The organism is Mesorhizobium sp. WSM4840, assembly GCF_055811755.1.
This window is the reverse complement of sequence record NZ_JBVVQD010000017.1, coordinates 62,167-86,584: the sequence shown is the minus strand read 5'-3', so window position 1 is coordinate 86,584 and position 24,418 is coordinate 62,167. Positions and strand designations below refer to the sequence as shown.

The following is a 24,418-nucleotide window of genomic DNA, read 5'->3' as shown; positions in this document are numbered from 1 at the left end:
AAGGTCCCAAGCGTCGCAGTCGTGGGGCCGCAGCCATGAACGGGGCGGTCACCCCGCCGCCTTCATCCAGTGCTGCATCGTCGTCACCGAGCGGGCAAGCTGCGGCGCCGGGTGGATCGTCTCGCCGAAGGTGGCCGCGGCGCGCCACGCCCAGCGCGGATCGGCGAGGAAGGCGCGGGCCAGAGCCACCATGTCGGCACGGCCCTCGGCAACGATCGTCTCGGCCTGCTTCGGGTCGTCGATCAGGCCGACGGCCCGCGTCGGGATGCCGGCGCCGTTGCGCACGGCGTCCGCCAGATGCACTTGGTAGCCCCGGCCTGTCGGCAGCTTCTGCAGGGGCGAATTGCCGCCGCTCGAGCAGCAGAGATAGGCGACGCCCGCCGCCTTCAGCGCCTTGGCCACTTCGATCGCGTCCTCGACATCGAAGCCGCCATCGACCCATTCCTTGACCGACAGGCGCGCCCCAAGCATCAGCTTGGGCACTGCCTTCCTCACCGCCTTGGCGATCTCGATGACAAAACGCATGCGGTTTTCCAGCGAGCCGCCCCAGCGGTCGGTGCGCTGGTTGGAAAGCGGCGACAGGAACTGGAAGATCAGATAGCCGTGTGCCGCGTGCAATTCGATGAAATCGAAGCCGGCCCGCTCGGCCCGCCTTGCCGCCTCGGCGAAGCGTTCGATGATCTGCAGGATCTCCTCATCCTCCAGCGCCCGCGGCACCTGCCAGCCGGTGTCGTAGGCGATGGCCGAGGCAGACACGATCGGCCACGGGTCCTGATCGGCCTTCAGCGGCCCGCCGCCTTCCCAAGGTTTCTGGTTGGAGGCCTTGCGGCCGGCATGGGCAAGCTGCGTGCCGAACCTGGTGCCGGGCGCGGCGACGCGCTTGGCGGCATCCAGCGCACGCCGGGCGGCGGCCTCGTTGTCGTCGGAATAAAGGCCAAGGCAGCCATGCGAGATGCGGCCGCGCCGCTCGACGTCGGTCATCTCGACGGTGACCATGCTGGCGCCGGACATCGCCAGGTTCATCCAGTGGTACAGGTGCCAGTCGCTGGCTGAACCGTCATCGGCGGAATACTGGCACATCGGCGCCACCGCGATGCGGTTGGGAAAGGTGAGGCCGTCAAGCGTGATCGGCTGGAAAAGGGATGTGGTCATAAAAAACTCCGGGGGAGGGGCTGTCGCTATTTAGGCAATGGATTGCGCCTGCGCCATACACGAGGCGGTGAAGTGCTCTGGACCAGTTGCTCAGCAAATGATGCCGCCCAATCCGGAGCAGGCGCCGTCGGCGAAGCTGCCGATCTCCCACTCGAGGGGGAGATCGAACGGCACGCCGGCCTTCGCCAATCTCAAGTCCTGCAACCTGAAGCGGTTGCCCCGGTCACCTCCCGGCTGCCGTTGCTATCGGGATTGCGCGAAGTCCGATTCGCGACTACCCCTCGCGCGGCAGCACGGAGTTCATCATGGAAGACCGCATTCGCATCCGTTCGGAAGAAGTCCTTTCCGACGACTGGGCCGTCCTGAAAAAGACCGTCCTCGATTATCGCCGGCGTGACGGGCAATGGGAGACGCAGATCCGCCAGACCTACGATCGCGGCGACGGCGCGGTGATCCTGCCTTACGACCCCGAGCGCTCGACGGTTCTGCTCGTGCGGCAGTTCCGCTACCCAGCTTACGTCACCGGCCACCGCGAGCCGCTGATCGAGGCATGCGCCGGCCTGCTCGATGAACACGACCCCGAAACCTGCATCCGCAAGGAGGCGGAAGAGGAACTCGGCTACCACCTGAAGGACGTCGAACGGCTGTATTCGCCTTATATGAGCCCTGGCAGCGTGACCGAGCGGCTCTGGTTCTTCGTCGCGCGCTATTCGCCGACCGACCGCATCTCCGACGGCGGCGGCGCGCCGGACGAAGGCGAAGACATCGAGGTCCTGGAAATGCCGCTGGACGAAGCACTGGCCGGCATTTACGACGGCCGCATCATCGACGCCAAGACGATCATCCTGATCCAGCATCTGAAGCTGAACCCGATCCGGGTGTGAGGGCTTTAATTCCTTTCAGTAACGGGCTGAGATGCAACTGGAGGGGAGCAGATCCATGATTGTCAAAAACTTGTCGAAGTTGTTCGGCGCGACCTCGATGGCTGTCTTTCTCCTGGCATCGACTACCCCATCACACGCTGAATCCTAGACGGATCCGAGCTCGTCGGGATCGAGCACTGGGGTTACAGAACGGCTCAATGGTGTATGAGGAAGGCGCCGGCGGATTGGGAACCTATGCCAGCGGGCCACAGGCAAGCCGCAGAGCGCGCCTGGCAGGAATGGCGAGCAAAGCAGCAGCCGGCAGAGTCGCGCGCTGGCGAACGCTCCTACCTAAGCTGCTAGGCCAAGGTCTTAGATGCTGAGGCAATGGTCTGATCGGCCCTGTTTGGTCCATCCGAAGCCGCGTGAGAGGACGATTAGAACTCCAGATCGCTACTGGCAATGACGAGCGTGGGAGCAAGCGCGCCGGCACCACAACCACGCCCTCGAATACCCCTCCGACGCGGGACGAGGCACGGAATTTGCGACTGCATCATCATATCAGGAAGAGGAGTCAAAATGATGCGTCAAGATGGAACAACAGCGCGAAAAGCAGCAACACGGTGCGTGCCAGAATGGCGCCTCAACAAGAGAACGTTTGAGGTTCCGTACCTCATGAAGCTCGGCAACATTGGCCGCCAGGAAGCGCTGGCTTTGATCGCCAAGCATAATGGGGACAGGGACGAAATCACTGCCGAGCTGTTTTCGCAGAGAGGTCGATCACAATAGCTTACACAATAGGGTTGGACCCATGACCCACCGGGCGTTCGCCGAGAGACTCGAGGATGCTGCCGCGCATATTTCGGAGGTCTCGCGCGCGGACCTGCAAGTCATGTTGATGAACGCAGCCTTGCGGCTGAGGAACACCTCGGGCTTCGCCTTGGAAGCCGAGGTTGACGAGGCGATCGACTTGTTGGCAGCGCAGTTGAAGCTGTCGCGGCCTGAAGTGTTGCAAACGATCGTGCGAGATTGGTTGGTCATTGCCGGCCGGCTGGGTGCCGATACCTTTGATGAGGAGAGCGAGACTGAGGGAATGGCCTAGGCTCGGAACGCGTCGCTGACTCTATCGCCACTCTTCGAGCCCCGGCAACTTCGCGCGCTTCGATCAGCCGGCGGGACCGGCAAAACGCGCCGCGGTCACAGGCGGGCGCCAGGACGCCAAGCGCTTCGCCGGTGTAGGGAGAAATCTGCCAGCCGAAACACACGCTCAGCGCGCGCTCACGCGCCGCGCGGAGGCCGGCCCCGGGCCGCGCATATAGTAGAGCTCTGGCCGGTAACGCGGTGCAACGAATTCGCGAAAGGCTGATGCCAACCGCGTGATCAAAGCCCAATGTTCCATGACCCAAACTTTCCCTTTCAGGAATGCTATGCGCGACCACATCCAGGGGCTCGCGTCCATCGAGGCGCTCCCTATGACCTTGTGTCGGCCGGCGGACATGATGGCAAAGTCCGCGACGCCGACGCCGATACGGTCTCGGGTGATGGACCGCTTGAACAAAACACCGAGTCGGATTGGGCCGCAGTCAGAAATCCCCATGAGGTCTCGGACGACAAGAGAGCCAGCCCTAGGGCCGCGGCCAAGAACACTGCGGGAAGGCCGAACAGAAGCTTGCGCGACATCATTGTCCCAACCTCACACGCCGGTGTTGATATGGAACAGGTCTTTGCGCCCGGCATGCCTGACGCTACGGGAGCAAGAACCGTGCCACGCTTGCCCCGCGCACGATTTCCCGCCGGACTAATCTTAGCCGATGCCGCCTAAGCCGGGGCACGTAGGCGTCCTGTAATGGGTCAATACGCCTTGGCACCGCGATTGCATGGTCAGCTACGCCGGGTGTTGGGACCGGCATTGGGGCGATGGGGGCCTCGCCGCTTCGCGAATGGAGCGGCGAGGTTTTTCATTCAGCCATCAGCCTCTAAGGCGGCTCGACAGCCGATCCGGAGTGACGAGAGGCCGCCAAGATAATCCTGCACATCGATCCTAAGAAAAGACCCCGAGCGGGGGCGGGCTGTCTTCCCCGAGTTCTCCCGCTACCGGTTGACCAGCCACAGAATAATCGAGAGCACGATGCTGATCAGGATCCCGGTGGCGATCGGAAAATAGAACGTGAAGTTCTCACGCTCGATCACGATGTCACCAGGCAGTCGGCCAAGGCCGATCCGTAACAACCACGGCCACAATAGGCCCACCGCAACTATGATGAGACCAACGACAATCAGGGTTCGCGACATGGGGCTGCGTCATGCCAGAAACAATTAGCGCGGGGACAGAGCACTAGCAGAATCCCGTTATGTTCACTGAAACAAAAGCCAAGGATCGGGCCGTTTGCAATCTGACGTCCCACACTCTGGCGACTCCAGTAGACCCTCCCGCTGCCGGCGGGCTTTTTGTTCCGCCTGAGGGACATTTCTGCCGCCGCGCTGTGGCCAGCGCGGCGGCAGAGTGAAGGTCTTCGAAAAGAGCACGGGCGAGCCGCCCTTCAGTGGTGATGGGCGGAAACCTTCTTGACGTATTCGGACACCAGTTCCGTCGGTGCCGACTGACTGACGTCGCCGACGCTAAGGATGCCGACCATCCGCATATTCTTGTTGATCACCGGCAACCTGCGGATTTTCAGTTCTTCCATGTGCCGTACGGCCTTGGCCAGATCGTCGTCTTCGCGGCAGCAGTGAATGCCGGCCGTCATGACATCGCGTGCCGTTGCGGTGCGGCTGTCGAAACCATCCTCCGCCAGTCCTTTGCAGACAATATCGCGGTCGGTCACCATTCCGATCAGTCGGTCGTTCTCTCCGATGGGAATCGACCCGATATCCTGGGCTCGCATCATTTTCGCCAGTTCGGTTACAGCGATTTCGGGGCTGACCCAGTCGACACCCTTATGCATTGCGTCTTTGACTTTCATGGCGGACCTCCCTTGCTGGGGTTGGAGAATATCCCTCTGTCCCATGTTACCGCGGACGGGGCTTGGCTGCCAGAGTTCGTTCCTCCTGCCGACAGAATAGCGAGTACGAACGAATGTTCCGCTTGGCATTTCAGCAAGAGCTAACGGAACGGAAACGGCTCTCCGCTATTAAATCAAATTCGAGTTTTGCGTGGGGCGTTCCGATGAGTAAGCGCGCCGGGGACCGGCTGGAGTTTATCGAGCCGTTACTGCCGACCCTGGTGGAGAAGCCGCCCGAGGGAGGCGACTGGATCCACGAGGTCAAATGAGGCCTTCCTCTCGATCGCTGCCGATGTAAGGCGCCTTGCCGCGGCGGAGGCGACGTCATGAGCGAGCAACGCCGATGTCGGACGCGCCTGTGATGTATGCGCGATAATCCGCGTCTGCGAACTGGCGGTCGAACAAGCCCGCTGCCTCACGGCGGCGGGGCTTTTTCATTGCCTTCCGGCTACCCCTACGGCTATCCAGAGTCGACTTTTCCAGGGTATCCGCGAGATCCTAAAAAACCAGATTATCATTTGATTTCAATATGGTGCGGACGACGGGAGTCGAACCCGTACGATCAGAGATCGAGGGATTTTAAGTCCCTTGCGTCTACCAATTCCGCCACGTCCGCAGGCCAGTCCTTTTCAGACGCCAGCCAAAGGCCGTCAAGCCATCTTCTGCCATCGAAAAATCTGATCCTGGAAGCACGCCTTTGTCGCTGCGCTGCAAACACCCCTCCACTTCGTCATCCCAGGGCGGAGCAAGGAGCGAAGCGACGGGGCGCAGACCCTGGGATCCTCGCCGTTACCCGCCGGCAGTGCTCCGGCGGACCAGAACCGAACGCTACCACCCGGTTCCGCGAAAAAGCTCGAATCACTCCCGATTGGTCGTCTCGATCAGGTCGATGTTCCATTGGCGCGGCCAGCGCTTGAGCGACTTCTCGCGCTGGATGGCGTGGCGAATGCCGAAATGTTCTTCGTACCAGACCAGACCGCTGCACGCCGTAGCGGCTGGTGAAGCGGGAGCCTTCGCCGGATTTGTGCTCCGGCATGCGGCCGAGATCATGGCGAGCCGATGTAGATCGTGCCGCGCTTCCGGCTCGCGGTCATGGTGGCATAGCCGGTCATGGTGGAAAGGTAGCTGGCGCCGTTGCGGATACAAGCGTCGTTCTGAGCCGTTGCATTCTTCGGCTGAGGTAACGGAATGGATCCCAGGGTCTGCGCCGCGTCGCTTCGCTCCTTGCTCCGCCCTGGGATGACGAAGTCGCAGGGGCCGGCTAATCGCAGACCTTGGAGATTGGTGGTTGCAGGCGGGTCGTCAGCGACGGTCAGTCGAAGAACCAAATCCTCTGTGCAGAGGAACTGGTACAAAACCGCCTTGGCGGCAGGTCCGTGGCGCAAATCAGCGCCGTGCCGAAATCCACAGCCTAGCTGCACCGCGACCCGGCCAGCGGCAACCCGTCCAGCGCGGGGCCAATCACCCGCTGAGATTCAAACAAGATCGCTGGAACCATTTCGGCGCGGCTGAGTTTCGGACTGAAGCTACTGGAACCCCTGACATGGCAGAGTTTGACACAGGACAAGGGAAGTCTGTTTCCAACGCCGTACGGCAATTGCTCCGTTCCGAAGATAATCGCCGGCATTTGCACGACGTGCTAAATCTTGCCGTCGACCCACGACTGCCCAGCACCCTTGCCTCATTGCTTGAGGTGCTTGATCAGGCTAGGCGGGAACCATTTCGGCAATCCCGAAACGAGCGATGACCGGGTAAAACGCGCTAATCTTCTCCTCCACCCCATGGCTCAACGCTACGATATTGAGAAGACACCTGAAGGCACCTGGGACATCATCGATATGTTCACGGGGCTGCCGGTTGTCGAGGTGGGCGTCCCCTTGATCGACATGGCGATCGAAGAGGCCGACGATCTGGTCGAGCTTCTCAACAGCCGCGACAGGGAACAGCGGGACGATACTTAACGGCCGCTTCCCAGGCCACCGCGAAAGCGCGTCCCCCGTTCGGAGGATGCGTTCGGGCTTGCTGACTTGGTAGGCTCCAATTGGTAAGTGGTTCAGCGTCTATTTTGACGCTGTCCCCTACGAACCAAATGGAGAGATTGTCATGCTCAAGCTCGCCTCTGCTCTGGCGCTGCTGCTTTTTGGGACAGCGCCTCTGTTTGCCGACGACATGCCGATGAACGCGGACAGCATCAAATGGGGGCCTGCTCCTGCTGTCCTTCCGGCTGGCGCGGAACTGGCCGTTATGGCTGGAGATCCCTCAAAGGACGGCGCTTATGTGCTGCGGTTGAAGACGCCTGCCGGCTACAAAATTGCCGCACACAATCACCCCACCTCGGAATATGTAACGGTGCTTTCCGGTAACTTCCATATTGGAATGGGCGATAAGCTCGACGAGACGAAAGGCACCGAACTGACTGCCGGCGGCTTCGGGATTGCGCCGGCCGGAATGAATCACTTCGCGTGGACGACAAGCGATACGATTATCCAGGTTCATGGCGACGGGCCGTTCGCGATCACCTACGTCAATCCGGCGGACGATCCGAGCAAAAAGTGACAATTTCTGGGAGTGCAAAGACCCTCTGAACGGCCGGATCAGGCAATTCGAGTTTCTGATCGAAGGTTTCCCCGAACGTCGATTCAGAAAGATCCGCTAACGAGGGGCAACCTGGTCTGCCCAAACTGATTCGTATTCCGGTTGGGGGAGCTTGCCGTGCATGGCGCCTGAAACAGAAACCCGCCATGGCGGCGGGTCGTTGGCGCAAATCAGCACCGTGCCGAAATCAACAGCATAAATGCCGTCACGAAGCAACGAATCGCGGGCTCGCGACGAGACCCGAAAATCGCGGTCGATGTTAAGGCCGGGGAGCGCCCAAGCATCCGCTGATCTTGCTGGTCAAAACGCCATCGGCTTGGCACAGTCGGGAAAACAGGAGTCTCTTCATGGCGAAGACCGCGCGTGCGACGAAACCAAAACCTTGGGCCGAGGCGGCGACGCATCTGGTCGACGTCGCGATGGGCAGGAGGCCCGCCGATCTCGTCATCCGCAACGGGCGCTGGGTCAACGTTCACTCCGGCGAGATCATCGCCGGCACCGACATTGCCGTTGCCGGCGGCCGCTTCGCCTATTGCGGGCCGAATGCCGGTCACGCCATAGGGCAGGGCACCAAAGTGGTCGATGCCGGTGGGCGCTATCTGGTGCCAGGCCTTTGCGACGCGCACATGCATGTCGAGAGCGGCATGGTGACGGTGACGGAGTTCTGTCGCGCGGTCATCCCGCACGGCACCACCTCGATGTTCATCGACCCGCACGAGATCGCCAACGTGCTCGGCCTGCCGGGTGTGCGGCTGATGCATGACGAGGCCGTCGCCATGCCGATCAACGTGCTTGTGCAGATACCGTCCTGCGTGCCTTCGGCGCCGGGGCTGGAGCATGCCGGCGCCGAGCTGACGGTCGCCGATGTCACCGAGGCGATGGCGTGGCAAAACATCATCGGGCTTGGCGAGGTTATGAACTTTCCCGGTGTCGCGGCCAACGATCCGGTGATGGCGGGCGAGATCGCCGCGACGGTAAGGGCGGGCAAGACAGTCGGCGGCCATTACGCCTCGCGCGATCTCGGCCTGCCGTTCCACGGCTACGTCGCCGGCGGCCCCGAGGACGACCACGAGGGCACGCGCGCTGAGGACGCCATCGCCCGCGTCCGCCAGGGCATGAAGGCGATGCTCAGGCTGGGCTCGGCCTGGTACGATGTCGCCTCGCAGATCAAGGCGGTGACAGAGAGCGGGCTCGACCCGCGCAACTTCATCCTGTGCACCGACGACAGCCATTCCGGCACGCTCGTCCATGAGGGCCATATGGACCGGGTGGTCCGCCACGCCATCAGCCAGGGACTGAAGCCGGTGACAGCGATCCAGATGGCGACGCTCAACACCGCCCAGCATTTCAGGCTGGAGCGCGAGCTGGGTTCGATCGCGCCGGGGCGGCTCGCCGATCTGCTGATCGTCTCCGATCTGGCCGCAATGACCATCGACGAGGTCTATGGCCGCGGCGTCAGGCTGGCCAAGGGCGGCAAGCTCGACATCGACATTCCGGCCTATGACTATCCTAAGACGGCAAAGAACACCGTCAAGCTCGGCAAGAAGCTCAAACCAGGGGATTTCGACATCATGGCGCCCATCGGCGCCAACGAGGTGCGGGTGCGGGTCATCGGCGTGATCGAGAACCAAGCGCCGACGCGGGCGCTCGAGGCCGATCTTCCGGTCGAGGACGGGCTGGTCGCCATGGACCGCCGCAACGACGTCTGCCAGATCGCGCTGGTCGAGCGCCACCGCGGCACGGGCGGCGTCACCAATGCCTTCGTCTCCGGCTTCGGCTATATGACCGACTGCGCCATGGCCTCCAGCGTGGCGCATGATGCGCACCACATCATCGTCGTCGGCACCTCCAAGCAGGACATGGCATTGGCGGTCAACCGGCTGGGCGAGGTCGGTGGTGGCGTCGTGCTGTTTTCCAAGGGCAGGGAACTGGCGCTGGTCGAAATGCCGATCGCCGGGCTGATGTCGGACGAGCGCGCCGAAATCGTCGCGGCCAAGGCCGACAAGCTGACCGAGGCGATGCGCCAGATGGGCTGTTCGCTGAACAACGCCTACATGCAGCACTCGCTGCTGGCGCTGGTCGTCATCCCGGAACTGAGGATTTCCGATGTCGGCCTGATCGACGTGACGACGTTCCAGAAGGTCGACCTGTTCGTCTGACAACGACCAAGGGCGAGCCCACGTCACTCAACCGCCGGTGGCGATGGTCAGCACCCTGAACGGCGTGGTGATGACGATCTCGGCGACGGAGCCGACGGCCTTGCCGATGCCCTGGCCGAGATTGTCGATCGGCTGCGCCGGATTGGCTTCCTCCGATGCCAGGCCGGCTGGCGCGCGCAGCCGGTCGCCGAGCAACTGCACCAGGAAAGGGTTGTCGGCGAATTTGGCGTGGTTCAGGCGGTCGCCGCCTTTGGTCTTGCTCAGGTCGACCACCGAAACGCCATAGCTGGCGAGGTCGGCCGCGTCGCCATAGTCGCCGACGCGCGGCTTGTCGCCGGAGATCAGGGAGGACAGCCTGAGGGCGCGATCGTCGCCCGAAAGCAGGATGGCGAAAGGCTTGTCGGGCTTGCCGTAGCGGATCATCTGCTTCTTGAACACATCGACGTCGATGTCGGGCGAGGCCAGGATGACATAGCCGAGCTTGTCGCTGAGATCGCGGTCGCCGGTGATGGCAAGCTGGCGCAGCGCTTCCATCGTCACCCAGGTACCCATCGAATGGGCGATGATGTCGATGCTCTTGGCCTTCGTCTTGGCCAGCATGCGCAGCGTCTCTTCGAGATCGTCGCGCGCGGCGTTGGCGCTTTCCTTGTCGTAGATATAACCCGTGGTCTTGCCGCTCGACGCCCATGAGAACAGCACCGGCGTGCCGGAGTATTTCGTGTCGTGCGCGATCTGCGTCAGCCGGTAGATGCCGTCGTTGAAACCGTTGTTGAAGCCGTGCACGAAAACCAGGGCGCGGTCGCCGCGCATCGCGATGTCGGCGCCGACCGCCTTGGCGAATTGCGGGGCGCCTTCGTAGAATTCGACCTCAGTTGCCGTGAAATCCTTCGCCGGATTGCTGTTGGCGGTGCCCCTGACCCGCTCGATGGCGCCGACCCGATGGATCTTCGGAACGGTGACCTCGACGCTGGCAAAACTGGTGGTCGGTGAACGATCACCATCAAACACCTGCCGCGGATCTTTCGTCGCCTTTTTTCGGGTGGTGGCGACGAAGATCTCATGTCTGGCGGCGATGTCGGAGGCAGGCACCGTGACGGTCGTCGTGTTGAGAAGGTCATGTGTCTTGCGACCGGCGCAGCCGGTAACGGCGAGCGCAAACGCTACGGCGAGAACAACCTTCGAACGCACGGTCACGCAGGCTCCCGCAGGAGGGACGTCAAGCTGGTGACGTCGCTCGCCATTTCGATAAAGCCGGGGGCCGGCCGGTCCAGTTGAAAGTGATACGGCGCTGCCGCAACCGTCACCATGCGGGACGAAAGTAACAGGGCGTCGAACGCACCTCACTGCCCGAGCAGGCTGATGCGGTCGGTCACGTCGCGGTCGCTGGCAAATCCGTCATCCTCGCGCAGCCGCTGGCCGATCATCTTCACCAGTTCGGGGTTGTCGGCAAATTTGGTGTGGTTGAAGCGATCCGATCCCTTGACGCTGGAGAGATCGACGACGCTCACCCCGTAGTCGGCGAGGTCGGCCGCGTCCTTGTAGTCGCCGACGCGCGGCCGCGAGCCGGCGATCAGGCCGGAGAGCCGCAGCGCCCGGTCGTCGTCGGACAAAAGCAGGATGAATGGCTTGTTCGGCTTGCCGTAGCGGCGCATCTGGCTCTTGAACACGTCGACATCGATGTCGGGCGAGGCCAGCACGACGTCACCGAGCTTGCCGCTGAGATCGCGGTCGCCATTGATGGCGAGCTGGCGCAGCGCTTCCATGGTAACCCAGGTCCCCAGCGAATGGGCGACGATGTCGATGCGCCGCGCGCCGGTCTGCGAAAGCATTCTCAGCGTCACTTCCAGTTGATCGCGGGCAGCACTGGCGCTTTCCCTGTCGTAGACATAGTCCCGGGTCTTGGCGCCCGACGCCCAGGAAAACAGCACCGGCGTGCCCGGGTAACCGGAATCATGGGCGATCTGGGTGACGCGGTAGACGGCGGCGTCGAAGCCGGTGTTGTAGCCATGGACGAAGACCATGACGCGGCCGCCGCGCGCGGCGATGTCGGCACTGAGCGCGCTGGAGAATTTCGGCGCGGTGTCGTAGCCGACGACGTCGGAGGCCATGAAGTATTTGGCCGGGTCGTTCGACTTGCCGCGCGAGCGCCGCTCGATCTGACCGGTTTCATGGGTCCCCGGCACAGTGACGTTGGCGCGGGCATAGTTCAACGTGGCCGAGCGCTCACGGTCGAAAACCTTGCTGGGATCGTCGGAGCGCTTGCGCGTCGTGGCGATGAAGATGCTGTGGTTGCCGGCGATGTCCGTCACCGGCGCGGACACCATGGCGCTGCCGAGCAGTTCCTCGGTCTGCCGGCCGCCACAGCCGGCAACGAGCAAGGCAAGGACAAGGATGCAAATCTTCTTCAACTCTAGAATTCCACTCCGGCCGAAAGGCTTAATCCAACCTCCGCGAACCCTCCCGGACAGCCGAAGTGCGGCAGAAGTAAGTCATATCCACCCGAAATGCGCTCAGCGCCGCGCGACAGCCATCGCACTGTTGCGCGAAAGCCAAAATGGCGGCAGGCGCCACTATTCAGGGTTGCGCTGCCCCTCATTGCCCTGCCCGTCCTCCGCAGCAGCTGCGCTGCAGCTGCGGAGGGTGGACCGGGCATTTCTCCCCGTATAGTGACGGGAAGAAAGACGCCTTCGCCAAAGATTTCGCCAACCTCAAGCGTTGCAGGAAGGGTGCCCAGGTTGCGGCCAGCTCCTTCTCCCCGTCCCTATACGGGGAGAAGATGCCGGCAGGCAGATGAGGGGCAGCGCCGACATCGACGATTGGCTTTTCCAGCATGAGTTTATCTTAAGCGATTGCCCTGATCAAACACGTACGGCGTGTGCTAGCTTCGCGAACATCACAGACGATCCCGGGGTAATTTTTCCGATGACCAGTTTCTCCTCCCGCGTCGCTGCCGCCGCTGCTGCGATCCGCCGGATATTCCCGGAGACGCCACTGCAGGAAAACGACTATCTGTCGAAGAAGACCGGCGCGCGCGTGCTGCTGAAACGCGAGGACCTGTCGCCGGTGCGCTCCTACAAGATCAGGGGCGCCTTCAATTTTTTCCGCAAGGCGCTCGATGCTGGCAACGATGCCGAGCTGTTCGTCTGCGCTTCCGCCGGCAACCATGCGCAGGGCTTTGCCTTCGTCTGCCGTCATTTCGGCAGACGAGGCATCGTGTTCATGCCGGTGACGACGCCGCAGCAGAAGATCGACAAGACGCGGCTGTTCGGTGGCGAATTCGTCGAGATCAGGCTGGTCGGCGACTTTTTCGACGACTGCTACCGCGCCGCCTTCGAATTCACCGAGAGTGCCGGCGCGCACATGGTGCCGCCGTTCGACCACAAGGACATCATCGAGGGGCAGGCGACCGTCGCCTACGAGATGTCAGGCCAGATGCCGGGCGCGCGGATGCCCGACATCATCATGCTGCCGGTCGGCGGCGGCGGCCTGGCGGCCGGTGTGACGCATTATTTCGCCGACCAGCGCCGCGACGCGCGTTTCGTCTTCTGCGAGCCGGCCGGCGCTCCAAGCCTGAGCGAGAGCCTCGCCACAGGCAAGCGCATCAAGCTCGCCAGGGTCGACAATTTCGTCGATGGCGCGGCGGTGGCCGAAATCGGCCGCGAGCCGTTGCGGCATCTCAGGGCGTTTGCTGCTGACGCAGTGCGGCTGATCCCGGAAAACCGGCTCTGCGCGACCATGATCGAGATGCTGAATGTCGAAGGCGTGGTGCTGGAGCCAGCCGGCGCACTAGCGATCGACGCGCTCAAGGATTTTTCGAAGAAGGAAATCAGGGGCAAGACCATCGTCGCGGTGGTTTCGGGCGGCAATTTCGATTTCGAGCGGCTGCCGGACGTGAAGGAAAGGGCGCTGCGTTTCGAGGGGCTGAAGAAGTACTTCATCATCCGCTTTCCGCAGCGGCCGGGCGCGCTGCGCGACTTCCTCGAATTGCTGGGGCCCGACGACGACATCGCCCGCTTCGAATATCTGAAGAAATCAGCGCGCAATTTCGGTTCGGTGCTGATCGGCATCGAAACCAAGGACCGCCGCAATTTCGAGTTGCTCAACGCGAATTTCGAGGCCGAGGGCGTCCAGTATCAGGATATCACCGACAACGAGACTCTGGCCGGGTTCATCATTTGAGCGCCCGAGTATGAGTGCCCAAGCGAAGATATTCGTTGCGTTGTTTTCCGGCATCAATGTCGGCGGCAACCGCATCGTCAAGATGGCCGAACTCCGGTCGTTCTTCGAGGAGCTCGGCTTTGGCGACGTCGCCACCTATGTGCAGAGCGGCAACGTTGTGTTCCGTTCGGCAAAGGGCGATGCCGCCACTCTGACCAAACAGCTGGAAGCGGCCTTCGAGAAGAAATGGGGATTTCACTCGCGCATCATGGTGCGCGATCTCGGCTGGTTCGAGCGGCTGGTGGCGGAAAATCCCTATCCGGAAGTTGCCGGGGAACCGACGAAGCTTCACGCCTATGTGCTGGAGCGCTCCCCGAACACCGATGAGGTCGCACGGCTGGCCGAAAAATGCACCGGTCCCGAACGGTTCGAGATCAGGGGCGATGTGCTTTACCTTCACGCCCCGGAAGGCCTCGGCAAATCGGTGTTTGCCAACCTCATCCCGCGCACGCTGAAAGTGCCCGGCACCGCTCGCAACTGGCGTACGGTGCTGATGCTGCTGGAGATGGCCGGCCGAGGCGGCTGAAACATAGCCGCCTAGGCTGCCGAAGCCTTTTTCCAGTCGAAGGTAAGCTCTTCGCGGAAAGCGAAGCGTTTGATGTGGTCGGCGACGACCGTTTCCAGGCGCTCCAGCGAGCCGGGTTCGTCAGTGGTTACCGCGATATGCAGCGCTGCCGGATCGGCATCGAGGACCGTGCGGCCCAGTGAGAGGTCGATGGTGCCGTGGTTCGGATCGAACTCGACGGGAAACTTGTGCGCCCAGTGCTTGCAGAGCTGCTGCAGATAGCGGCTCGCATGTTCAGTGGCGACATCGGCATGGCTGATCGGCATGAATGGATTTCTCCCTAATGTGGCTGGCTACCAGCTTCCGGTGTTCGGCATCGAAGCCCAAGGCTCGGCCTTGGCCTTGGCCGGGCCTTTCTGCAGAAGCTCGATCGAGATGCCGTCCGGCGATTTGACGAAGGCCATGTTGCCGTCGCGCGGCGGCCGGTTGATGGTGACGCCCTTGTCCATCAGCCGCTGGCAGGTGGCGTAGATGTCGTCGACCTCATAGGCGAGGTGGCCGAAATTGCGGCCGCCCTTGTAGTCCTCCGGATCCCAATTGTAGGTGAGCTCGATCAGCGGCGCCTTGTGGGCGATGCCGCTCTGCTCGTCCTCAGGCGCGGCGAGGAAGATCAGCGTGTAGCGCCCCTGTTCGTTTTCGTGGCGGCGCACTTCCTTGAGGCCGAGCTTGTTGCAGTAGAAATCGAGCGATGCATCGATGTCGGCGACGCGGACCATGGTGTGGAGGTAGCGCATGTGATCTTCCTCGAAATGTTGCGTTGCGGCGGAACATAGGGGCCACCCGGCCAAAGGGCAATTCCCGATAGCCGGTCGCGCCGGCAAACAACAAATCCGGTATTCCTGCAATGAACCGTGAAAAAAGGCACGGAAGGTCTTGCACACAGCGGAAGCGGCAGTGTTAATCTAACGTCAAGAATCAGTTGCGGTATTCTTGGAAAAAGGGGGGCGTTGTTATGGGGGAAAAGGCCTCTTTCATGGGGCGGGACGGAACCGGTAACGCCTTGCGAAGGGACGAGAGCGGCGATGCGGCCGATCTCGTCGAAGTTGCGGGCGCCATCAAATGGTTCGACGTGGCCAAGGGCTATGGTTTCATTCTTCCCGATGACGGCGTTTCCGGCGATATTCTCCTCCATGTGACGTGTCTTCGGAAGGACGGTTTCCAGACCGCCCTGGAAGGCGCTCGCGTCGTCTGCCTCGTCAAGCATGGCGAGCGTGGATTGCAGGCGTTCCGTGTGCTCTCCATGGATCTCACCACGGCGACCCATCCGGCGGAAATGCAGGATCAGCGCACGCATGTCTCGGTGACGCCGGAAAGCGGTCTCGAGCGGGCGCTGGTGAAATGGTTCAACCGCACCAAGGGGTTCGGTTTCCTGACGCGGGGCGAGGGCACCGAGGACATCTTCGTCCATATGGAAACGCTGCGCCGCTACGGCATTACCGAGCTCAGGCCGGGGCAGGTCGTGCTGGTCCGCTTCGGGCGCGGCGACAAAGGCCTTATGGCTGCCGAAATTCACCCGGATATGGGTACCTTGCCCGTCTCGCACTAAGGTCCCATTCCGATCGAATCGGGACGCTACTTGGTGCTTTCTGCTTGACCATGATCTTTTCCGAACCGTAGGTTCGGGATCATGGTTTAGGGCGATGGCCGAGGATTCTGAATGACTTACAGGAACTGGCTGACAACGGGCGTAGTCTGCGCCGCGATCTCCTTTGTCGTCGCCACAGGCGCTTTCTTCCATTCGCAGCAACCGGCTTCGGCAGACAGCCGAGCGATGATCCTTGCCGTCGACCCGCAGCCGCTGGTCGCGGTGACGAAAGCCGGCGAACGCTCATTCTCCGTCGAGATCGCCGACACCTCCGCCGAGCGCGAGGCCGGCCTGATGTTTCGCGAGGAGATGGCCGACGATCATGGCATGCTGTTCGTGTTCGAGGAGGCTCGGGATGTCAGCTTCTGGATGAAGAACACGCCGATGCCGCTCGACCTGATCTTTGTCGGTCCGGACGGCAGGATCCGGTCGATCAAGCAAGGCGAGCCGCAATCCGAGGCGATGATTTCGCCCGGCGAGCCGGTTCGTTTCGTGCTCGAGCTCAAGGCGGGCACCGCCGCCAGGGGCGGCATCAAGGACGGCGATTTGCTGCGCCACCCGGCAATCAGCACTGCGCAAAACTGAACGCGCAGGATCCGTCGCAGATGCAGTTTTTCTCACATGACGGCTTTGACCTCGCCTTCCTCGACCGCCAGCCGGCAACGGGGCAGGGCGATCCGGTGCTCATGATCCACGGCTTTGCCTCGACCCATTATGTCAACTGGGTGTCGCCCGGCTGGTTCAAGGCGCTGAACGATGCCGGCTACCGCGCCATCGCCTTCGACAATCGCGGCCATGGCGCCTCGTCGAAGAGCTATGAAGAGGCCGATTATACGCCCGCAAAAATGGCTTCCGACGGGGCAGCGTTGCTGACCCATCTCGGCATCGAACGTGCCCATGTCATGGGCTATTCGATGGGCGCGCGGATATCTGCCTTCCTGGCGCTTTCCGATCCGGACAAGGTGGCGACACTGGTCTTCGGCGGTCTCGGCGTCGGCATGGTCGACGGCGTCGGCGACTGGGATCCGATCGCCGCTGCCCTTCTGGCCGACGATCCCGATACCACCAGCCATTCGCGCGGCCGCTCCTTTCGCGCCTTCGCCGACCAGACCCGCAGCGACCGCCGCGCGCTGGCCGCCTGCATTGCCACCTCGCGGGAATTGCTGGCCGAGGCCGACATTGCGCGCATTGCCCAGCCGACGTTGATTGCCGTCGGCACCAAGGACGATATCGGCGGTTCGCCCGACGAACTGGCCGCCTTGATGTCGAACGCCAGGGCTTTTCACATCGAGGGCCGCGACCACATGCTGGCCGTCGGCGACAAGACATTCAAGCAGCGGGTGCTGGAGTTCTATGCTGAAAATCCGCTGTGAGTAGTAGGTGCGCCTCTTCCTTCTCCCCTTGTGGGAGAAGGTGTCGCCGAAGGCGACGGATGAGGGGTGTTCCAGCTTGAAACCGACCGCACTCCGGCCAGCACCCCTCAACCGTCTTGGCGCTGCGCGCCAATCCACCTTCTCCCACAAGGGGAGAAGGAAGAAGCCAAGTCATGCCTCAAGCGCTTCGATCGAACGCGCCATGTTTTGCCGAGCCTGAGCCTCGAACCGCTGCCGGAACTCCTCGGTGTGAAAGATATGCGGGCGGGCGAGGAAACTCTTCAGAACAGCACTGCGACCGGCACGCCAGATCGGCTCTTCCACCCAGCCATATTCGCGGCGAACCGCCTGTTCATAGGCGTCGAACGCATCCGGCGCCGCACCCAGGATCGCCAGGTCCATGTCGAGAAACAGCGCTGCGTCGCCGACGGCATTCTCGTCGTCAAAGTGCGGCAATTCATGCGTCGCGGTGGCGATGATCATCGCCGTGATGTGGCCGAGGCGCTGCGCATCCGTACGGCCGGCGAGCCCTTTCTCGGCAAGGACGGCACTCCTCGCCTCGTTGTCCTTGGCCCGGCTGTCATAGATGGCATCGTGAAACCAGATCGCCGCCTCGACCGCTTCAGGATCATGCAGCAATGCCTTGTAATCATTGGCCAGCGCCAGCATCGCCTCAATATGGGCAAGGCTGTGATAGTGGCGGTTTTCGGCCTGATAGAGCGCGGAAAGCTCGTGCTTCAGCGGCTCGTTGATCAAGGGTTCGTTTTCCATGGCTGCTTGAATTTCCGTGAACCAAATCCATTTGACAAAGCACTAAGGAAAATTGAGTTCAACCGTGCTATGATCTGGCTTATAGAGCATGTCGCGCAAAAAGTGCGCAGCGGTTTTGGGACAACGACATGCTCAAGACAGGCACTTAATGCGCATCGCTCTGAAACACTTTGATCGCGATTCGCATTATGCGGCCGGAGAATAGGCAAGCCGCCAAGCCAGAGACATTGGACGGCCGGAGACCATTGATGAACAGCGTTACGATTGCCCGCCCGACCATGGTGAAGCCGATCGACCCGATCTGGCGCTCGATCCGCGACGAAGCGATGGAGGCGGTCAACCGCGATCCGCTGCTGGCGGCGTTCCTCTATTCGACCATCCTTAACCAGGAAAGCCTGGAGGAAGCGGTCATCCATCGGCTGGCTGAGCGGCTCGCCCATCAGGATATCGGTTCCGATCTCATCCGCCAGACGTTCAAGGCGATGGCAGCCGACGACATGGACTGGTCGTCGACGGTGCGTGTCGACATCCAGGCCTATTACGACCGCGATCCGGCCTGCGACCGCTTCATCATGCCGGTGCTCTATTTCAAGGGTTTTCATGCCATCCAGACGCACCGGCTGGCGCATTGGCTATGGAACCAGGGTCGCCAGGATTTCGCGCTCTACCTGCAGAGCCGGTCGTCCTCGGTGTTCCAGACCGACATCAACCCGGCCGCCCGCATCGGCAAAGGCATCTTCCTCGACCACGCCACCGGCCTCGTCGTCGGCCAGACGGCGGTGATCGAGGACGACGTGTCGATCCTGCACGGGGTGACGCTGGGCGGCACCGGCAAGGCCGGCGGCGACCGCCATCCAAAGATCCGCTATGGCGTGCTGATCGGCGCCGGCGCCAAGATCCTCGGCAACATCGAAGTCGGCCATTGCTCGAAGATCGCGGCAGGCTCGGTAGTGCTGTCGCCGGTGCCGCACAACAAGACGGTTGCCGGCGTGCCGGCCCGCGTCGTCGGTGAGACCGGCTGCGACCAGCCTTCGCGGCAGATGGACCAGCTTTTGCCGTCGCAGTCGATGGACCACGTCGTCAGCTTCGATATCTGATCTCAAGTCCGCGGGGCGGGCAATCGAACTCCGTTTGCCGGCTCCGCCGCCTGTCGGTTCTCGCATATCCGGTCGGCTTGCCTTTACATCGCCATTGTCGACGTGCCAGAAGCGCGCTCAAACGAGCAAGACCGACGATCGGAGAAGACTTTTGAAGCCGGACGAAATCAGAAAGCTGGACGCCTATTTCAAGCGCGTCTTCCAGAACCCCAAGCTTGAAGTGAAGGCGCGGCCGCGCAAGGACGATTCGGCCGAGGTCTATGTCGGCGACGAATTCCTCGGCATCGTCTTCAAGGACGAGGACGACGGCGACTATAATTTCTCGATGGCGATCCTCGACATCGATCTGGCCTGAGCCGGGGATTCGCGGTTACCGGCAGGCGCCCGTCATCCCTGGGCGGAGAAGCGGGCTCCGCCGTTTGCGATTTGGCCCCAAAGCGCGTCGCATAATCCCTTCAGACACAATGCGTTAGCGCCCTGTCTTAAGCATACGCGCAGCCTCGGCGGCGATGGCTGGGTCGAGCGCCTGCCAGTCGCCCAGAAATTCCATGGGAAAGCGGTAGGTGAGGGTGAGATTGTCGCCGACCAGAATGTCGCGTTCGCAGGGCGCCAGCGATTGCGCGGCACTCGGGCCGCTCAGGCAGCGGGCCACGAACGGGTCCTTGCCCCGGCGATTGGCAACCGCCAGCACCTCATTGAAATAGCCTGATTTTTCACTGAAGCCGTAGAGCGTCGTGCCGCCCGGGCCGGGCGTGCCGGGCTGGACGATCAGTGCGCTGTAGATCGGCGCGAAGCGGCCGCTCATGTCACGCGACATGACCTGTCGTTCGAACGACAGAAAGATAATCCTCTTGCTCGATCCGGTGTGGTTGAAATCGTCGCGGGCGGCCTCGCTGTAGCCGTCCATCTCGGGATAGCGCAGATAGAGGTCGAGCCGCGAGGCGGTGCCGTCGCGCCGGGCCTGGTCGAAGCGGATGACATTGGCCGGCACGGCGATGACGTTGTTGCCGATCACCACCTCGTGGATTGTCATGTCGTCGGTGTATCCGGCCATGGCGATCGAGCGGCCAAGCCATTTGCCGCCAAGGCTGATCGCCACCGAAAGCATTGCCAGCCCCGCGAACACGTAGAACACCCGCTTCATCAGCTTGGAATCGACGACGGTGAGTTGCGGACCGTTGGCGGTGGCTGTCTGCTTCATCCCGATCCCCAATTTCGGCCGCCTGTCCCATGATGTCCCTGGGCGTCCCCTGGGGACGTCCCTCTTGGGTGTCCTTAGGCGGCACATGTGGCGCGGCACGGCTCTTGCAACGGCGCCTGTCGAACACGACTGTGCGATTTCATGGTAAATGGAAGGTAAAGATGGGTCCGGTCGAACACACACTCTTTGCTTTTATGGTTGGGCTGACGGCGTGCGGCCTGGCCGGATCGGCTATGGAGTTGATATCAGGCCGCCGGCTTGCCTTCATCGAGCCCTATGTGTCGCCTGCGCATGTCCTGCGCTCGCTCTTCGCGACGGCCTGCGCCGGGCCCCTGATGTTCGCCAACGAAGCCCTCCACGCCTGGCGGCAAGGCCGCATTTCCGCCCCGGCGCTGATCTCTTGCGGTTGCACCGCTACGGTCTGGGCGTTGGCATTGGGCGTCGTGCTGATCGACATTGCATCCCGAGCGAGCATTCTCCTAGGTTTGGCTGATTTTTCAGCGTGAGACGATTCGGAGGCGAAAAATGCCGCTCTATGCGATCGACGGAAAGGCGCCCGGTTTCGATGACGCGGACAGCAACTGGATCGCGCCCGATGCGACATTGATCGGCGATGTCAGGGTCGGCCGCAATGCAGGCTTCTGGTTCGGCGTCGTCATCCGCGGCGACAACGAGCCGATCGTTATCGGCGCTGATACCAATGTGCAGGAGCACACGGTCATGCATACCGACGTCGGTTTTCCCCTGACCATCGGGCAAAGCTGCACGATCGGCCACCGGGCCTTGCTGCATGGCTGCACGATCGGCGATAACAGCCTGATCGGCATGGGCGCCATCGTGCTGAACGGCGCGAAAATCGGCAAGAACTCGCTGGTCGGCGCCGGCGCGCTGGTCACCGAAGGCAAGGAATTCCCCGACAATTCGCTGATCATTGGCTCGCCCGCGCGTGTGATGCGAGTGCTGGACGATGCCGCGGTCGCAAGGTTGCGCGATTCGGCCGCGCACTACGTCGCCAACGGCAAACGCTTCAAAGCGGGACTGACGAAGACCTGAGGCCAGCCTTGGTCAAATCTTCGGCTATATGGTTCACCGGCATCGCCGCCCCACTCACCGTCCATTGGAGCCGCGCCTGGTCATCGCATTGCGCAGCAACGAAGCGCCGGCTTCAAAGCCGGCATTGTCGGCGTCCTCGAGGGCTGTCGTATAGTCGTCGATGCGGGTTTCGAGCGACGGGTCGGCGCCCGCCGACAACAGCAGGCGGATGGCATCGACGCTTCGGATGGCGACCGCATAGTGAAGCGGCGTCCAGTCGTTTACGCCCCGCATGTTGAGGTCTGCGCCACCATCGATCAGGATTCGGACGATTTCCAGTCTGTCAGCTCGGTCGGTGGACAGTGCCGCAATGATTGCCGGAAAACCGCCGTGGTGGTGATAGTTCGGGTCCGAGCCCGCATCCAGTAAGATCGATATGAAAGCGGTGGGACTCCAATAGATCGCATACTCCAGTGGATGCCCAAGGCCGAGTTCAAAGGGCATCTGCTCGTCGAACCAGCCGGGTGAGCCGCTGAGAGCCACACCGAGGGCCTCGAAGTCGCCCGCCTTGAACGCGTCGTCGATGGCCTTGAACAGGCGGTGGCGCTCGCATCGATCTTCCGGGATTTCCAACATCGCAGCGATCCGGAGGTTGAATCGGCCGCCATATTGCTCCCATCCGCCGCTGCCTGAAAGCCTCATGGGCGGATTGCGATTGGAGAGCAGATCGATAGCTTTGCGCAGCCGTACGCCGAACTTATCGCATCGACATCAAGTTCGTGATCAGACCTGCCTTGATGTCGAGTGCGGGTCGATGGGCCTCCGGATGACCGATGTCGTCCAGCTGATCGGGCGTCAAGTCGGCAAGGGCCCTGCGTCTTGCGACGGTCCGTCGCCATCCCCTGAAGGCGGCGATTATTAGTGCTATGCTTTTCCTGCTAGATCCGAACAGGCGTTTTTTCGACGCGCTGCGGCCGGTGCCAGTTTCCGTATGAGCCATTTCTAGTCTCCCATTTCGAGATTTGCGGGTGGCCGAGCGACCGATCTCGCCTTCGCCGCGGACCTCTACCGCGGCGGGGTGCTTGCAGGAGAAGCCATTCCTGAGGAACTGGATGAGTGGTTTGGACCCTATCTGAACAGGTATCAGCGCAAGGCGCTGCAGTTGGTGGATCGGCTGAGCCTCGCGCTGCCGATACCCGGCTCGGCGGAAGAGACTGCCTGCGAAGGACTGGCGGAGAGATTGCTCGCTTCAGATCCTACCGCGGAGGCCGCCCATCGGGCGCTGATCCGGATCCACGCTCATCGCGGCCACGAAAACGCGGCCTTGCGCCAGTTCGAGCTCTGTCGGATTGTTCTGAAAAAGCAGCTGGACGCGGAGCCGGAGGCGCAGACAAGCTCACTGGCGGCTTCCCTGCAGTCCCGCGATCGAACTGGACATCAGCGGCCGGGGCCAAGCTCTGGCGTCGCGGCGCCGGCGCAGGTGCTGCCAGTCCCAACGAGACATGACGACCAGCCATCAATTGCGGTGCTGCCGTTCCAGAATTTAAGCGGTGATGTCGAGCAGGAATATTTTGCCGACGGTATGGTGGAAGACATCGTCACCGCCCTGGCTCACTTCCGCCACCTGTTCGTGGTCGCCCGGAATTCGAGCTTCACCTACAAGGGACGGTCCATAGACATAAAGCAGGTCGGGCGTGAACTGGGCGTGCGCTATGTGGTCGAGGGAAGTGTCCGCCGGGCGGGTGATCGCCTGCGCATCGCCGGACAACTCCTCGACGCTTCGAGCGGCCTCCACCTGTGGGCTGACCGTTTTGAAGGTACTCTAGCCGAGGTTTTTGATTTTCAGGACCAGATCGCCTCGAGCATAGTCGGCGCGATCACCCCAAAGGTCGAGGAGGCGGAAATTGAGCGCGCCAAGCGCAAGCCGACTGAGGACCTCGACGCCTACGACTATTATCTGCGCGGGTTGGCGTCCCACGACCGAGCGGTCAACACCAAGGAAACCATGGATGACGCTCTGCGGTTCTTCATGAAGGCGATCGGCTGTGACCCGGTGTTCGCTGCCGCCTATGCCCGGGCGGCGCGCTGCTATGCGGCGCGAAAGAGCAACCGCTGGATGATCGATCGCTTAGAAGAGACTGCCGAGGCGACCCGACTGGCAAAGAGAGCGATCGAACTTGGATGGGACGATGCAATTGCCCTTTCGTACGGCGGATACGTGCTCGGCTATGTAGGCGGCGATGTGGAGGAAAGCGCGGCTTGCATCGAACGTGCGCTTGGCCTGAACCCGAACTTGGCTGCGGCGTGGGGTTACAGCGCCTGGGTTCAAGCGTGCTTAGGTGAGCCGGAGAAAGCCGTCGAGCGCGCCGCGCAGGCAATGCGCCTCAGTCCGTTCGATCCTCGCTTTTTTGTTTGGGAATTTTGCACCGCGCTCGCTCACTTTTGTGCCGGGCGCTACAACGATGCTTCTGAGTGGGCGAAAAGGTCTTTGCGCTCGCAACCAAACTACGCGAGTGCGACGCGTGTGGCGACGGCAAGTTACGTCTTGGCCGGTCGGATTTCGGAAGCCGAGAAGATGATGGCTCGCCTGCGCGAACTCGATCCTACGTTGCGGCTTTCGAATCTCGCCGAGGTACTGCCGCCGTTTTATCGACCGGACGATCGCAGCAGATATATCGAGGGCCTTCGCCAGGCGGGCCTGCCGGACTAACGCGGTATCACCGTGAAGCGAGGCATGTCGGCTTCACCGACGCATACTGGATTTCGAAAACCTAGCGTAGCCGGATGCTTATTCAGCCGCAGTGG

Annotated in this window: 27 protein-coding genes, 1 tRNA gene and 1 pseudogene; 16 read left to right on the top strand and 13 right to left on the bottom strand. The window is 61.9% G+C overall.

All coding sequences use genetic code 11. The features are described 5' to 3' along the window. Window positions 1-48: 48 nt before the first annotated feature. Window positions 49-1,152, bottom strand: a complete 1,104-nt coding sequence (locus tag AC0L3I_RS22330; RefSeq protein ID WP_473528242.1) for an NADH:flavin oxidoreductase/NADH oxidase — start codon at window positions 1,150-1,152, stop codon at window positions 49-51. A gap of 305 nt (window positions 1,153-1,457) precedes the next feature. On the opposite strand from AC0L3I_RS22330, the gene AC0L3I_RS22325 reads away from it, so the two are divergent. The 3 genes from AC0L3I_RS22325 to AC0L3I_RS22315 all read left to right on the top strand — a co-directional run bounded on the left by AC0L3I_RS22325 (window position 1,458) and on the right by AC0L3I_RS22315 (window position 3,117). Beyond that, window positions 1,458-2,036, top strand: coding sequence for an NUDIX domain-containing protein (locus AC0L3I_RS22325; RefSeq protein WP_473487953.1), 579 nt, complete (start codon window positions 1,458-1,460; stop codon window positions 2,034-2,036). 558 nt (window positions 2,037-2,594) lie between these two features. Next, window positions 2,595-2,804: a hypothetical protein gene (locus tag AC0L3I_RS22320; protein ID WP_473487954.1), complete on the top strand. Its 210-nt coding sequence runs from the start codon at window positions 2,595-2,597 to the stop codon at window positions 2,802-2,804. A 22-nt stretch (window positions 2,805-2,826) separates the two neighbouring features. Continuing rightward, a complete protein-coding gene (locus AC0L3I_RS22315; RefSeq protein ID WP_473487955.1) occupies window positions 2,827-3,117 on the top strand; it encodes a hypothetical protein in 291 nt (96 codons plus the stop codon). Between the two features lie 989 nt (window positions 3,118-4,106). Here the strand turns inward: AC0L3I_RS22315 and AC0L3I_RS22310 are convergent. From AC0L3I_RS22310 to AC0L3I_RS22295, 4 genes and pseudogenes are all read right to left on the bottom strand, one after another. Next, on the bottom strand, window positions 4,107-4,307 hold the full coding sequence (locus tag AC0L3I_RS22310) for a DUF2905 domain-containing protein (protein ID WP_473487956.1): 201 nt from the start codon (window positions 4,305-4,307) through the stop codon (window positions 4,107-4,109). 248 nt (window positions 4,308-4,555) lie between these two features. After that, window positions 4,556-4,978 (bottom strand): CBS domain-containing protein, encoded by a 423-nt coding sequence (locus AC0L3I_RS22305; RefSeq protein WP_135934866.1) that lies wholly within the window; start codon window positions 4,976-4,978, stop codon window positions 4,556-4,558. Window positions 4,979-5,547: 569 nt separating this feature from the next. Next, window positions 5,548-5,633, bottom strand: a tRNA-Leu gene (locus tag AC0L3I_RS22300). A gap of 242 nt (window positions 5,634-5,875) precedes the next feature. Continuing rightward, window positions 5,876-6,129 (bottom strand): annotated as a pseudogene (locus tag AC0L3I_RS22295) (GIY-YIG nuclease family protein). Window positions 6,130-6,714: 585 nt separating this feature from the next. Here AC0L3I_RS22295 and AC0L3I_RS22290 point away from each other — a divergent pair. From AC0L3I_RS22290 to ade, 3 genes are all read left to right on the top strand, one after another. Beyond that, window positions 6,715-6,978 carry a hypothetical protein gene (locus AC0L3I_RS22290; RefSeq protein WP_473487957.1) on the top strand — a complete coding sequence of 88 codons (264 nt, stop codon included), beginning with the start codon at window positions 6,715-6,717 and terminating at the stop codon, window positions 6,976-6,978. A gap of 142 nt (window positions 6,979-7,120) precedes the next feature. Further along, complete coding sequence (locus tag AC0L3I_RS22285; RefSeq protein ID WP_473528241.1) at window positions 7,121-7,573, top strand: cupin domain-containing protein; 453 nt, start codon at window positions 7,121-7,123, stop codon at window positions 7,571-7,573. Window positions 7,574-7,959: 386 nt separating this feature from the next. Further along, complete coding sequence (ade, locus tag AC0L3I_RS22280; RefSeq protein ID WP_473487959.1) at window positions 7,960-9,771, top strand: adenine deaminase; 1,812 nt, start codon at window positions 7,960-7,962, stop codon at window positions 9,769-9,771. Between the two features lie 27 nt (window positions 9,772-9,798). Here ade and AC0L3I_RS22275 read toward each other — a convergent pair whose 3' ends face one another. After that, window positions 9,799-10,965, bottom strand: coding sequence for an alpha/beta hydrolase (locus AC0L3I_RS22275; protein WP_473528240.1), 1,167 nt, complete (start codon window positions 10,963-10,965; stop codon window positions 9,799-9,801). Window positions 10,966-11,111: 146 nt separating this feature from the next. Next, window positions 11,112-12,179 (bottom strand): alpha/beta hydrolase, encoded by a 1,068-nt coding sequence (locus AC0L3I_RS22270; RefSeq protein ID WP_473487960.1) that lies wholly within the window; start codon window positions 12,177-12,179, stop codon window positions 11,112-11,114. Between the two features lie 514 nt (window positions 12,180-12,693). On the opposite strand from AC0L3I_RS22270, the gene ilvA reads away from it, so the two are divergent. Together ilvA and AC0L3I_RS22260 are read left to right on the top strand one after the other, a co-directional pair. Next, window positions 12,694-13,950: a threonine ammonia-lyase IlvA gene (ilvA, locus tag AC0L3I_RS22265; protein WP_473528239.1), complete on the top strand. Its 1,257-nt coding sequence runs from the start codon at window positions 12,694-12,696 to the stop codon at window positions 13,948-13,950. 10 nt (window positions 13,951-13,960) lie between these two features. Next, window positions 13,961-14,515, top strand: a complete 555-nt coding sequence (locus tag AC0L3I_RS22260) for a DUF1697 domain-containing protein (protein ID WP_473528238.1) — start codon at window positions 13,961-13,963, stop codon at window positions 14,513-14,515. Window positions 14,516-14,526: 11 nt separating this feature from the next. On the opposite strand, the gene AC0L3I_RS22255 is transcribed toward AC0L3I_RS22260, so the two are convergent. Next, entirely contained in the window at window positions 14,527-14,820 is a 294-nt protein-coding gene (locus tag AC0L3I_RS22255; protein WP_473528237.1) for a DUF2218 domain-containing protein, read from the bottom strand. 27 nt (window positions 14,821-14,847) lie between these two features. Then, the gene (gene gloA / locus AC0L3I_RS22250) at window positions 14,848-15,288 is read right to left on the bottom strand and encodes a lactoylglutathione lyase (protein ID WP_473528236.1); all 441 of its coding nucleotides are present in this window, start codon (window positions 15,286-15,288) and stop codon (window positions 14,848-14,850) included. Window positions 15,289-15,527: 239 nt separating this feature from the next. Here gloA and AC0L3I_RS22245 point away from each other — a divergent pair, with 239 nt between their 5' ends. From AC0L3I_RS22245 to AC0L3I_RS22235, 3 genes are all read left to right on the top strand, one after another. Continuing rightward, on the top strand, window positions 15,528-16,100 hold the full coding sequence (locus tag AC0L3I_RS22245; RefSeq protein ID WP_206072734.1) for a cold shock domain-containing protein: 573 nt from the start codon (window positions 15,528-15,530) through the stop codon (window positions 16,098-16,100). A 111-nt stretch (window positions 16,101-16,211) separates the two neighbouring features. Next, a complete protein-coding gene (locus tag AC0L3I_RS22240) occupies window positions 16,212-16,724 on the top strand; it encodes a DUF192 domain-containing protein (protein ID WP_473528235.1) in 513 nt (170 codons plus the stop codon). A 20-nt stretch (window positions 16,725-16,744) separates the two neighbouring features. After that, the gene (locus AC0L3I_RS22235) at window positions 16,745-17,512 is read left to right on the top strand and encodes an alpha/beta fold hydrolase (protein WP_473528234.1); all 768 of its coding nucleotides are present in this window, start codon (window positions 16,745-16,747) and stop codon (window positions 17,510-17,512) included. 171 nt (window positions 17,513-17,683) lie between these two features. Here AC0L3I_RS22235 and AC0L3I_RS22230 read toward each other — a convergent pair whose 3' ends face one another. Next, window positions 17,684-18,283: an HD domain-containing protein gene (locus AC0L3I_RS22230; protein WP_473528233.1), complete on the bottom strand. Its 600-nt coding sequence runs from the start codon at window positions 18,281-18,283 to the stop codon at window positions 17,684-17,686. Window positions 18,284-18,531: 248 nt separating this feature from the next. On the opposite strand from AC0L3I_RS22230, the gene cysE reads away from it, so the two are divergent. Both cysE and AC0L3I_RS22220 read left to right on the top strand, forming a co-directional pair. After that, window positions 18,532-19,380 carry a serine O-acetyltransferase gene (gene cysE, locus AC0L3I_RS22225; RefSeq protein ID WP_455848054.1) on the top strand — a complete coding sequence of 283 codons (849 nt, stop codon included), beginning with the start codon at window positions 18,532-18,534 and terminating at the stop codon, window positions 19,378-19,380. 151 nt (window positions 19,381-19,531) lie between these two features. Then, complete coding sequence (locus AC0L3I_RS22220; RefSeq protein WP_013531334.1) at window positions 19,532-19,735, top strand: DUF3126 family protein; 204 nt, start codon at window positions 19,532-19,534, stop codon at window positions 19,733-19,735. Between the two features lie 114 nt (window positions 19,736-19,849). Here AC0L3I_RS22220 and AC0L3I_RS22215 read toward each other — a convergent pair whose 3' ends face one another. Then, complete coding sequence (locus AC0L3I_RS22215; protein WP_473528232.1) at window positions 19,850-20,581, bottom strand: hypothetical protein; 732 nt, start codon at window positions 20,579-20,581, stop codon at window positions 19,850-19,852. 161 nt (window positions 20,582-20,742) lie between these two features. On the opposite strand from AC0L3I_RS22215, the gene AC0L3I_RS22210 reads away from it, so the two are divergent. Both AC0L3I_RS22210 and AC0L3I_RS22205 read left to right on the top strand, forming a co-directional pair. Beyond that, on the top strand, window positions 20,743-21,087 hold the full coding sequence (locus AC0L3I_RS22210) for a DUF6949 family protein (protein WP_473528231.1): 345 nt from the start codon (window positions 20,743-20,745) through the stop codon (window positions 21,085-21,087). Window positions 21,088-21,106: 19 nt separating this feature from the next. Then, window positions 21,107-21,634, top strand: coding sequence for a gamma carbonic anhydrase family protein (locus AC0L3I_RS22205; RefSeq protein WP_473528230.1), 528 nt, complete (start codon window positions 21,107-21,109; stop codon window positions 21,632-21,634). Between the two features lie 54 nt (window positions 21,635-21,688). Here the strand turns inward: AC0L3I_RS22205 and AC0L3I_RS22200 are convergent, their stop codons facing one another. Together AC0L3I_RS22200 and AC0L3I_RS22195 are read right to left on the bottom strand one after the other, a co-directional pair. Beyond that, window positions 21,689-22,249 (bottom strand): ankyrin repeat domain-containing protein, encoded by a 561-nt coding sequence (locus tag AC0L3I_RS22200; RefSeq protein ID WP_473528229.1) that lies wholly within the window; start codon window positions 22,247-22,249, stop codon window positions 21,689-21,691. 121 nt (window positions 22,250-22,370) lie between these two features. Next, window positions 22,371-22,613, bottom strand: coding sequence for a YjiS-like domain-containing protein (locus AC0L3I_RS22195; RefSeq protein ID WP_473528228.1), 243 nt, complete (start codon window positions 22,611-22,613; stop codon window positions 22,371-22,373). Between the two features lie 12 nt (window positions 22,614-22,625). On the opposite strand from AC0L3I_RS22195, the gene AC0L3I_RS22190 reads away from it, so the two are divergent. Further along, window positions 22,626-24,323 (top strand): BTAD domain-containing putative transcriptional regulator, encoded by a 1,698-nt coding sequence (locus AC0L3I_RS22190; protein WP_473528273.1) that lies wholly within the window; start codon window positions 22,626-22,628, stop codon window positions 24,321-24,323. Window positions 24,324-24,418: the final 95 nt, after the last annotated feature.